We start from the raw sequence: 10,606 nt of genomic DNA on the forward strand, positions 1-10,606 counted from the left end.
CGGGTCTATTTCTCCAGCAGCTTCGCCAGGTCGACGTCGTACTCGAACTCAGGTTTCACACCGTCGACGGAGGCGATCCGGACCGTCAGGCCGATCTCGCGGTCGGCAACCACGACCAGGGTGCAGTTGGCCTCCCCGCCCACCTCGAGTGGCATCCCACCTGGGCAGTCGACCTCCTTCGGACGCAGGCCGATCTTGTCGGCGATCCCGTCGGAGACCGCCTCCTCGACGGTCTTCTCCGAGACGCTCGGACCGCCGCATGCGGTCAGCACGTACGCAGCCGTCGACACGACGGCGAGCGCGGCCACGCCACGTGGGCGGAACGCTTGCGAGATGGACATGGTCATCGTGGACCCACCTTCCGAGATCGGACTCAACAGTAGAGCCCGCTCGGCTCGAGGGTGATCAGACACGAGAAGCTGACGTAGTCGTCCTTGAACAAAGGCGTGACCACCTTGCCCGGCTGGAGGCCCTTCGGGCTTCCTGCGAAGACGGCGGGATACCCGTTGAGGGAGACCGCCACGACGTCAGCGAAGTGGTCGCCGTTGACGTCGGAGGTGATGACCGAGGCCCAGGCGAAGGAGTTGACCGGCGACGCATTCCGCTGCACGGCCTTCCACTTCTTGCCGGTCAGGCTGTAGACGTCGAACCAGCCGTACTTGCCGAGGTGGACCCACTCGTCAACCCCGTCGCCGTTCACGTCTGCGGCGATGCCGCCCAAGGCGTCGTTGTCGCCGTTCGCCGTCTGCCGGTCCTGATAGTTGATGTCGGCGGCGTCGATCCCGAGGGCCGCGCCCTCCTCGAAACGTTCCCCGTCGGACAGCAGCGCCGTCCCCGAGTACGTCCCGGCCTTGGAGGGCACGTCCAGCCCGTAGAGCAGGTCGGTCTTCCCGTCACCGTTGAAGTCACCGACATGGAAGGCGTACTGCGGGATCGCGTCCCGGTCGGCAGGGACCTGCGTCTCGTAGGCGATGGTCGGGGTCGCCCATCGCCCGTCCTCCTCCTGGAGAGCCATGCTGATCTGGACGCTCGTCTCGTCCTCGGAGCGTACTGCGAAGGCGACATCGTTGCGGCCGTCACCGTCGAAGTCGCCGCAGTAGGCGCCGTCGATGCGCTCCGAGTCGAGCTCGATCTGTTGGGACTTTCCCGTCTGAAGATGAAGTCCATAGGTCTGCGGCCCGTCGAACGAATACTCGTTCGGGGCTCCGATGTCCGCCTTCTCATCGCCGTCGACGTCGCACATGATGCGGCCGCCGCTCGCAAACCTGTAGCCCCACGATGCCCAGGCCCCGGGCTTCTGCGGCACGAACTTCTTCCCTCCGTCCGAGACGTAGAACCGCCGTTCCTCCCCGCTCATGGCGACGACGAGATCGCCGTTCCCGTCGCCGTTCACATCGCCCACGATCGGGCCCTCGACGGGGATCTTCTTCGGCTTGGGCGGGGTCTCTGCCTTCGGCGCACCGTCGTCGAAGACGACCATGGTCAGCACGAGGACCACCGCGACGACGATCGCGGCGGCCGCACCGGCGACGCCGAGGACCTGACCGCCGCGGTTCCGCTTCGTCGCGCGGATCTGCTGCCAGGACGCCACCTGTTGCGTCACCACCTGCGGCCCCGTCGGGGGCGCCTCCTGGGGCACCGTCGGCGGCGGCGACCACTCCGCTGCCGCGGCCCCGGCGACGTCGATCCGAACGCCGTCGTCGACGCCCCCGATCATCACGGACACGCCGGGAGTCAAGGTGACCGACGGGACCCGCTTCCCGCCGACGTACGTCCCATTCGTGCTGTTCAGATCTGTGAGCACCCAGGTGCCGTCGACGGAGGCGATGGAGGCGTGCCTGGAGGAGACCAGCTCGCTGCTCACCAACAGGTCGACGCCTTGCTTGCGCCCGAGCGTGTAGGCGCGCCCCCGCTCGAGGCGCCATTCCCGACCTTGCGCCTTCAATACCAGATCAGTCATGGCCCCCCGGCTTTCGACGTGTCAGTTCACTTCTTGGTCGGCGACCACTCGACGATGGTCGAGACGAGCGGCGCGACCTGACCGGACCGAGGACGTACGCTGTCGACCTTCTTGTCGCTCACCGTCACCGTCGGGTTCATCACGATCGGCACCACGATCGAGTCCCTGACCAGCGTCTTCTCGATCTCGACGCGAACGTCGCGGGCCTCGTAGGGGTCGGCGGTGCGGGCCAGCTCGCTGATCAACCGGTCGCGGTCGCGGTCCCCGCCACCGGTCGCGTTCCGGCCGCCCTTGCTCCCCCACTGAGCCTCGATCTCCTCGGGGGTCTGCGGGATCGGGATGCGGAGGAGGACGGCGTCCCACTTGTTGCCAGAGAGCAGCTTGTCGGCCGAGGACACACCGCAGTCGGTGGTGGACCAGCCCTCGTCGTCGATGACGTTCGCGATGGTGTCGTAGGCACCCGAGGCGAACGGGCTCGACTTGTCGTAGGCGACACACACCCGGGCACCGCCGGGGGCCTTCGCGTCTGCGGAGGCCCCGAACTTCGTGGCGAACCCGGAGTCCTCGGTGGCGATCTGATAGCTCTCGCCACCAGGCGGGAAGAGCACGACGTCGGTGGCTTCGTACGCCTCGGCCCAATCGCCCGCACCGCCCTCAGCGATGTCGCCGCGCGGCACCGCGCGCAGGAAGGCCGTACGGGTGTTCTTGCGCTTGAACAGACCACGGTCGGTGCGGAGGATCAGCGCCCACATGGTGCCGTCGTTGGCGTTCGCGACGCCGTAGTCGCGGCGCTCGAGGTCGCGCACCTGCTTGCGGTTGGCCTTGGTCGGGGTGACCTGGACGACGTCGACCTTATCGCCGAGGCTGCCCAGGGCATCGGAGCTCGCCGGGGTGAGGCGTACCTGCTCGTACGTCGGCCTGGCCTCACCCGCGTACTCCGGGTTGGCCTCCAGGTCGACCTCCTGCCCGCTCTCGCCGGCAGCGATCTTCGAGACCCGGTAGGGCCCGCTGGAGACCAGCGCCTCCTCGGACGCCTTGCCGTCCTCGGCGACCGTGAACGCGCTGTTCCAAGCCTCCGCGATCTTGGTCAGCTTCGCGGTGTCGGACTCCTCGATCGCGGTCTCGACGACCTCCTTGGCCTCGATCGGGTCCTCGATCTTCAGCGCCTTCTGCCCGACGACGTGCGCCGGGACGGCGACGTCGAGAGCCGTACGCCAGTCGACCACCGGGACCACGAGCGGAACCTCGATGGCGCGCGCGCCCTCGTCGACCTCGGGGATGTAGGCGCTCTTGGTCAGCCCGGTCGGCACCGCGCCGAAGTCGACCCCGCCGTCCGGGCTTCCCTCCTTCGGAGTGCGGAAGTAGCCCGAGGTCGCCGCCCAGGCGAGCATGAGGTCGGCCGTGTCGATCGGCACTTCGTCCGACCAGGTGGGCTCGGCCAAGTCGTAGCGCACCCGGGCCTGCTCGCCGCCCTCCATCGTGACCTTGCCGAAGGTCTCGTCCATCTCGACGGTGTCGGTGACCAGGGTGCTGAAAGCTCCGCGGGTCAGCGAGGCGATGTCGAGATTCCCCTCGGTCGCGTTCGCCTTGCTCGCCGGGTTTGTGCTCGTCAAGGACTCGGTCCACGCGACGGTGACCTCTGTGCCCTCCTCCACCGATGCCGGGAGGTCACCCGAGCAGGCGGTTGCAACGAGCGCCAGACTGGCGACGAAAACGAGCCCCGCTCGACGACGTGCCTCAGAATGCACCTTGAAGTCCCCTCTCCGAGACAACGAACGCCCAGATCCTAACGAGCGCCAGCGGAGACCGGCTACCTACGTGCCGGTCTCCGCTGAACAGGTTGTCGTGACCTCAGCCTGCGGGGATCTCCACCTGCTCCTTGAACTCGGCGATGGTCTTGTCCGAGCCGATCACCTTGGCGCCGGGACGCTCGTACTCGATGAGGTAGGTGTCACCCTTCTCGTCGACCGTGTAGGCGATCCACCCGGTCGTCTCGCCGCCCTCCATCCGCCGCACGCTGTCGAGCGGCGTACGGTTCGCGGCCGTCAACTCCTCCTCCAGCTGGGAATCGGCGGAGTCGAAGTCGGAGCCGCCGTCCGCGGAGATGTCGAAGTTCGAGTACGAGACGCTGCCACCGTACTCCTTGCCTGGCTTGACCTTCACCTGGAGCAGCACGACCTCGCCGCCGTCCGCGATGAGGTCGGCCTCCTCCGTCGACGGGAAGTCACGAACCGCGGAGATGACCTCGACCGTGTCCCCCATGTCGGGGTCCTTGAACGTCTTCCCGATCTTCACCTCCACCTCGTCACCTGCGGGCGCTGCCGCCGAGGAGGACGCGGACTCGGACGCCGGCGCACTCGTCTCGGTCTCGACCGCAGCGTCGTCCTTGCTGTCATCGGAGCCGCAGGCGGTCAACGTGAGCGCCAGGCCGAGGCTGAGGCCGCCGGCGGCCAGTCGGGCGGTCCGGACGGTGGTGCGAGTGCGCATGAAGAGTCCCTTCAACAGTGAATGTTCCCGAGATCGAGAGGTATGCGTCACCTTGGCAAGCCCGCCCCGTACCGGTCGATCTTTACTTCGGCGTGTCGCATGGTGATGTCCGCGACACCGCCGTTCGCGGCGTTCCGGCGCCTCCGGGCGTCGCTGGCTAGGGTGTAGCACTCGACCCTCGGGCTAGTGGAGCAGGACATGGAAACCGGCGCTGTCGTCACGCTGCTGGGTGACGTCCTCGAGGTCATGTACGCCCCTGACGACCCGAGCTCGAGCGACACCGTCTACGGCGGCTCGGTCGCCGGACGCATCGTCAACTACAGCGCCGTCATCCTCCTCGGCGGAGGCGGCATCTTTCTGATCCTCGCCTCCCTCGACCTGATCTCGCTCTAGCGATCAGAACGGATGTAACGCAGTTGAAAGATCTTCTCGGACCACTCGCCGTAGTGTTGATAGGCATCCTGATCGGTGTTTCGGGCTACCTGAACTTCCGTGGCGCCAAGAAGCGGGCGAGAGGCAGTCGCCGCTGGGCTCGGACCAGCGCTCACGTCACCAAGGCGTGGCGACAGGACGTCAGCGGTGCGCCGGGCGACATGACCTACCACGTCAACTACTCCTTCACCGCACCTGAGACCGGCGGCAACTATTACGGCCACAGTGAGCACGGACCCCAGGGCGTCGAGACCGGCGACGACATCGAAGTGATGTACGACCCCAAGGCTCCCTACAACAACGAGCTCCCCATGGCGCGCGTCGCCCTGTCCTTCTACCCGATCGCCTTCGGCACCCTCACCGTCTTCGGTGCGATCCTGGCCCTCGGAGGTCTGGCCGCGGCGGTGGTGATCATCATCGACCTGATCCGTTAGCCCACCCGCTGGGGCCACACCCACCGCAGCCGACGCCCGAACTACTGCACATCACCCCCGCGCCGATGCGAGCGACGCGGTCACTCGCCGTTCTCGGACAACCACTCCGGATTGATCGCCAGCGCGGTGATCTGGACGTCCTTGGTCGGGAAGTCGATGTCCTTCAGGTCCACCTCGAGCGCCACCGAAGACTTCCACGTTGCCAGGTCCGTACGCACCAGGCTCAGCTCCGTCAGCTCGGTCCAGACACGGTCGCGATGTCTGGACTTGGACCACTTACGCTCATGGAGCTCACTGTCCTCGGCGACCGTGTAGACAGCACTCGACGCGTACGTCAGCGCCTCGGCATCCAGCCCGACGTAACCCTCCAGGTAGCCGACCTCGCGAGCACGAATCGGCTCAGCCGCCCTGGTCGGCAGCGTCGCGCTCCACATCGTGTTGTCGACGACCCAGAGGAGCCGATCGTCCGAGACCGTCATCCGTATCGGTCCCCCGATGCGCGACGAGTCGTCCTCCGGATAGACGATCTCGTGGTCAACAGCAGTCTTCGCGGCGGGCGTTCCCATCGCGGTGTTCCAGACACGTACGAAGTGCTGGTCGTCGTCATTCTCCCACCCTTCGTAGACGATGCCATCGACACAGGGCGACGTGGTGCCCGGAAAGGACGAGGGCTCCAAGGTGCTCAGGATGTCCGTGCCGTCGTGTGGATAGGCCGACGTCAATGCGGCGAGGTCCAGCTGGCTCTCCGGGATCGACCCGCTGTCGTCCTCGTAGGCCTTGGTGCTGGTGCCCCTTCCGGATGAGAACACGCGCTCCCCACACACGGCGGCGGTCGATGTCTTTCCGTACGGCGACACCCGCGTCGTCACCTTGCCACTGTCTCCGTCGATGTAGGTCACGAACGGATCCTCGGACCCGTCCTCGGGGCTGAAACCAACCAACGTCCCCGCCCCTACCGGCACCCGGTACCACTCGTGTTGCGTCTCGAGCTCGTTCCCACCACTCGTACGTTCGTTCGCGGTCAGTCCGCTCTCATCGATCACGTAGTCGTGGCTCCGATCCGACGTGGTGATCCCGTTCTCCGTCCACGAGATCCCAGCCCCCTCGACCCGGTCCAACTCGACCGCACGCGTCTCCCCGTTCGGGGAGACCAGCACGAGATAGCTGGAGTCCTCCCCGCCCTCGTGGACCCGCATCGCCAGAACTGATTCCCCGATCGCGAAATCCTTCGGCGGCGGACCAACACTGCACCCAGAAACCAAGGCCGCCGTCGCCACTGTCATCGCCGCGATTCTCCGAGTCACCGCTCACATCCCGCCATCACTAGGCACGTAAAAAAAGACGCTGTAAGGCTAGCTACGACCCCGCCGCGCCACGTCCTCGTCATTGTCGGACGTCTGGACCGACGCCGAAGTCATGCCCCTGGCTCCTACCACCCGAGCCGACGCGACACGAGCTAGGTGGCGGGCGGCGACCAACGAAGCGTTGATACGCAGAGGTCGAAGGCAGCCTTCCAGGCAACGAACTTCGGATCCGCAGCAGTCATCTCCACTGGGCGCGCGATCGACGCCGTCAACTGCAGACCGCGGCGCCTGTTGGAGCCCGGAATCGGGGTCACGTAGACGATCGACGTCATCACGATCGACCCGCCCTCGAACTGCTTCGTCGATTCGCGTTCGAAACGGATGAAGCGCTTGTCGCCGTACAGGGGCTTGGCGCCGTACTCGCGTATTGCTTGAGTCACGTAGCCGTCAAGGCTCTCACCGTTCGGCGTGCGCCGGATGGTCGCGAACATCGTCCCTGGGATGTACGCCTTGCTCGCCGTCTCACCTGTAGCAGAAAAGTAGGCGATGACGCTCTGTTGCTTCATCAGCGTAAAGGCCTGGTCCATCTGCGCACGGAGCATCCCGTGCAGATCAGGCCTATTGGCGGCCATGAAGCGCTGCTTCAGCTCCGCATCGATCGCGTCACGATCCGCTTGGTCTGGGACATGCCTCTCCCATCCATCCATGAGCTTCAGGTGAAACTCTGGATCCTTATTCGCCCCAAGCAGATCCCGCAACGAACCATCGTCGTTCCCGACCATGTCAGTCGCCTCGCTTCATTCGACTCATAGTGGACTCTTATCCAAGTCGGTAAATTCTCCGTACCCAACGAGCCCCTGCGTACGGAAGATCCTCAACGCCTGCCGGCGGCTAGCGCGCAAGACCTCGATGTCGTCATCAGAAAGGTCTTCCATGGCGACCTCAGGGGGCTTCGCCGTGGTATGCAAGCGATAGTCGGCAACGATTGCAGTGATTGACAACGCCAAGGTGATCCACACCGGGATCACCATCGGAATTCGCGGATAGATTTCCGCACTACTCGTGTAGATCAAGAACAGCAAGATCACCGTGGTGACGGCCACCGCGGCCGACATCGCCACAAGTGTCCCGCTCCACTGACGATGCGAACTCCTGAGCCACGGCAGCAGAAAATAGAGGACAGCGACACTGGCGAGGATGGATCCGATATAAATGCACTGAACCTCAAACCCCGCAGAGAAGTCTTCGGAGAACTTTCGATAGCCGCCACCGCTGACAAAAACCCCAGCCGCAAATAGCGGTCCGCACGTCCCCAACGCGGCGACCCAAAACATCAACGCCGCGCCAACCCGCATCAACGGATTTCCTCGACGCCGACGCGCGGCTTCCAGATCGATATAAGCGTGATCCCGAACAACGCGGTTCAGTTCGCCGAGATCGAAAGGCTTGTGGCGGTCCCTACGATTCGCCCATTCAGCTGGCCTGGGCGCCGCAGCCTTAGGCATCAGACACCTTCTCCCATTCATCCATCGTGTTTCGTGTCATTCCGTCCACATCGCTGGCAACAAAGCGCGCACCTCCAGGGAGATACAACGCCAGGTTCGACAACAGGACTGGCATTCGCGCGAGCGTGAGATCGAAGACTTCGCGAGTCCCCGCCTCTACGGTGACCATCACACCGCCATCCTGAGCCGCAAACACGTACGCAGCGGTCGACAGGTGGACGGCGTTACCGTTGACTACTTCATCGCGTTCCGCGATGCACTTCAAACCGGGACCCAGAGACGAGCCGATCCATTCGTCGACATCAAAGCCCGCGTCTCGCCACGCGGATACCGGGGCGGGCGGACCCGACGCGATCGCTATCCGAATCCGACTGGGTAGCGGAACCGGCAGCGGCCAGTGCGACATTGCGACTAGCATTCCGGGCTCATGAGCAGAGTCGTAGGTGTCCTTCAAGGCTGCTCTATTCGCCCGGTTAGCGGCCTCATCTTGCGCCCATGCGTCGCCCCACCAGGTGCGGAGGCGCATCTCTTCCGACGCAATCCATTGATCCACGTCAGTCTCGAGATCGCACGCAGCGCACGACCATCCTTGTTCCGGATAGACTCCGTCGATCCGCCAGGTCTCGTTCACCGATAGGTTCATTTCGCTTCAATCCACGTATTCAACCGAGTTTGGGCCCACATTAGTTAACGATATCGACGAACGACCCCTCGAACATCCCAGTAACTGTCTGAACGCTACTGTAGACAGAGTTGGTGTACTTGGCCATCGCGCCTTGGACCTCCCCGGCCGCCCCCCACAAGTTGGGGTTACTTCCGATTCGCTCGAAGTCTTTGATATCAAGGCCTGAATGCAGAGCTGTCATCATGTCTGGGAACGTCTTGCGTCCCGCATATGCCATGTCGCCGAAACCGGACCCAGCCTTAAATGCAGCCGAAAACTTCGAAAGCTTTGTCGCACTGGCGCCCAGATCGGTCATCGCGTCCGCCATTGCCCCGAATTTCCCAAACGGCACGATGTCAAGTGCAGCCAAACCAAGTTCCAGAAGAGAGCATTCACCAGCACAGAACTGCACTGCCCGCATGGCGAATACAGCGGCAGAGATCGCGAAAGCAATCGCAGCAAAAGGACCCGTTAGGAAGATACCCAGAACGAGGACGACGAGGGCGACGATTTCCAGCACAGCGATGATGTCGTCGAGGACCTCCCAGAAACCGTCCTCGATCTTGCCGGCCATCTCGTTTCCGATGCCGCTGACGGCCGCGTCGTATGCGTCCTCCCAGGAGTCATAATAACTGTCCCAGGTCTCAGCAGCATCCTCCCATTCTTCACGGGCTTGCACTTTGGCTTCCGCAGCCTGCTGCTCCTGCTGAGCCTCAGGACTACCTTCCTCGGGCTCAGTACCCGGGAGAAGGTGTGCCGGCGCACCGGGCAGACCGTCGTACTTGCCCCAAAGGTCCTTACATGTGTCGACCTGAGACCTGATGAGTGGCTGCCACTGCTGAAGCTCTTCGCCGTAGGTCGCGATGATCGGGCCAACGGGTTCGTACAGTTGCGCCGCTTCGCGGAGGGTCTCCCACGAGTCACCGATCTTCTCTTGAAGCTTATCGACCGCCTTGCCATCCATCTCGCCGTTCGCGAGGTCATGCATGGCGATCATCTGCAACTCTTGGGCACAGTCCTCCATCATGCCGCCCAAGGTCTCCATCCAGTTGCCACGTGAGATGATGGCTGAGGGGTCTCCCTCAACGGTCTTGATTTCTCTGCCCTTTGGGGATGCGTCCATGACCGCTGCGCTCCTTCGTTCGCCTTGCTTCGGGGGATTCGTGCGTTTAAACCGCGACTGACGAGCTCGCGTTCGCACTTCCTGGCGAACCAGGCGCCTGGACCGATGTGTTTGACTCGAACTGGAGCGCCGTCTCGCTGTCCCAGTTTTCGAATCCGTCGACGACGCCCTTGACGTGCTTCTTTAGGTCATCGAGGCTCTCTTTGAGCTCGTCACGCTTGTCGTCCCAGCGTTCCTCGAAGTCCTGCGCCTTCTCACGGAGTTCGCTACGATCGTAGGGGTTAGCGATAGCCGCTTCGAGCGCTTCAGAGTTGCTCGTTGCGTTTTCGAACTCCGTGACGATCGCGTCCAGCTGGGAAACGATACGATCTAGCGTTTCGATCTTGATCTTGACGTCCGGCATAGCCAGGCTCCCTTCATACTGCCGTCAAGGCCGAGTCCAATACCGGCGCGTGGGGCGGGACAGCGCTCCCGCGCCGCCCCGCCCCACGCTCGAGCTTTAGCCGCCGGCGAGCTGCGAGTCCAGGTCCTGGATCGCGGTGGCCATGTCACGCAGAGCCTGCGCCATGTCCTCGACACCAGCAATGGCGTCCTTCAGACCCGTGGTCATCTCGGTGTAGCCGTCCTGGAACTTGCCGGACGCCTTCTCCGTCTTGAACCCGTCCTGAACGAGCTCGTCGACGTAACCCTGGCACTC

The 10,606-nt window shown here is 63.9% G+C and carries 13 protein-coding genes; 2 read left to right on the top strand and 11 right to left on the bottom strand.

Annotated elements, in window-relative coordinates:
• Positions 1 to 5: 5 nt before the first annotated feature.
• The 4 genes from H5T77_RS12715 to H5T77_RS12730 all read right to left on the bottom strand — a co-directional run bounded on the left by H5T77_RS12715 (position 6) and on the right by H5T77_RS12730 (position 4,447).
• A complete protein-coding gene (locus H5T77_RS12715; RefSeq protein WP_292649770.1) occupies positions 6 to 341 on the bottom strand; it encodes a DUF4333 domain-containing protein in 336 nt (111 codons plus the stop codon).
• A 32-nt stretch (positions 342 to 373) separates the two neighbouring features.
• On the bottom strand, positions 374 to 1,960 hold the full coding sequence (locus H5T77_RS12720; RefSeq protein WP_292649771.1) for an FG-GAP-like repeat-containing protein: 1,587 nt from the start codon (positions 1,958 to 1,960) through the stop codon (positions 374 to 376).
• A gap of 26 nt (positions 1,961 to 1,986) precedes the next feature.
• Positions 1,987 to 3,573 carry an ABC transporter substrate-binding protein gene (locus H5T77_RS12725; RefSeq protein ID WP_292649772.1) on the bottom strand — a complete coding sequence of 529 codons (1,587 nt, stop codon included), beginning with the start codon at positions 3,571 to 3,573 and terminating at the stop codon, positions 1,987 to 1,989.
• A 238-nt stretch (positions 3,574 to 3,811) separates the two neighbouring features.
• The gene (locus tag H5T77_RS12730) at positions 3,812 to 4,447 is read right to left on the bottom strand and encodes a transcriptional regulator (RefSeq protein ID WP_292649774.1); all 636 of its coding nucleotides are present in this window, start codon (positions 4,445 to 4,447) and stop codon (positions 3,812 to 3,814) included.
• Between the two features lie 198 nt (positions 4,448 to 4,645).
• Between H5T77_RS12730 and H5T77_RS12735 the strand changes: the two genes are divergently transcribed.
• Positions 4,646 to 4,840 carry a hypothetical protein gene (locus tag H5T77_RS12735; RefSeq protein ID WP_292649776.1) on the top strand — a complete coding sequence of 65 codons (195 nt, stop codon included), beginning with the start codon at positions 4,646 to 4,648 and terminating at the stop codon, positions 4,838 to 4,840.
• A 53-nt stretch (positions 4,841 to 4,893) separates the two neighbouring features.
• Positions 4,894 to 5,313 carry a DUF3592 domain-containing protein gene (locus H5T77_RS12740; RefSeq protein ID WP_292649777.1) on the top strand — a complete coding sequence of 140 codons (420 nt, stop codon included), beginning with the start codon at positions 4,894 to 4,896 and terminating at the stop codon, positions 5,311 to 5,313.
• Between the two features lie 80 nt (positions 5,314 to 5,393).
• Here the strand turns inward: H5T77_RS12740 and H5T77_RS12745 are convergent, their stop codons facing one another.
• The 7 genes from H5T77_RS12745 to H5T77_RS12775 all read right to left on the bottom strand — a co-directional run.
• Positions 5,394 to 6,509 (bottom strand): hypothetical protein, encoded by a 1,116-nt coding sequence (locus tag H5T77_RS12745; protein ID WP_292649779.1) that lies wholly within the window; start codon positions 6,507 to 6,509, stop codon positions 5,394 to 5,396.
• 260 nt (positions 6,510 to 6,769) lie between these two features.
• Entirely contained in the window at positions 6,770 to 7,399 is a 630-nt protein-coding gene (locus tag H5T77_RS12750; protein WP_292649781.1) for a protein TPRXL, read from the bottom strand.
• A gap of 24 nt (positions 7,400 to 7,423) precedes the next feature.
• Positions 7,424 to 8,122, bottom strand: a complete 699-nt coding sequence (locus H5T77_RS12755) for a hypothetical protein (protein WP_292649783.1) — start codon at positions 8,120 to 8,122, stop codon at positions 7,424 to 7,426.
• A complete protein-coding gene (locus H5T77_RS12760) occupies positions 8,115 to 8,753 on the bottom strand; it encodes a hypothetical protein (RefSeq protein ID WP_292649785.1) in 639 nt (212 codons plus the stop codon). The genes H5T77_RS12755 and H5T77_RS12760 overlap by 8 nt, the downstream gene beginning before the upstream one ends.
• 52 nt (positions 8,754 to 8,805) lie before the next feature.
• The gene (locus tag H5T77_RS12765) at positions 8,806 to 9,909 is read right to left on the bottom strand and encodes a hypothetical protein (RefSeq protein ID WP_292649787.1); all 1,104 of its coding nucleotides are present in this window, start codon (positions 9,907 to 9,909) and stop codon (positions 8,806 to 8,808) included.
• Between the two features lie 46 nt (positions 9,910 to 9,955).
• On the bottom strand, positions 9,956 to 10,312 hold the full coding sequence (locus H5T77_RS12770) for a flagellar protein FlgN (protein ID WP_292649789.1): 357 nt from the start codon (positions 10,310 to 10,312) through the stop codon (positions 9,956 to 9,958).
• A 96-nt stretch (positions 10,313 to 10,408) separates the two neighbouring features.
• A partial coding sequence (locus tag H5T77_RS12775) for a WXG100 family type VII secretion target (RefSeq protein ID WP_292649790.1) occupies positions 10,409 to 10,606 on the bottom strand: 198 nt, incomplete at its 5' end.

Source organism: Nocardioides sp., from assembly GCF_014360585.1.
GTDB lineage: Bacteria > Actinomycetota > Actinomycetes > Propionibacteriales > Nocardioidaceae > Nocardioides.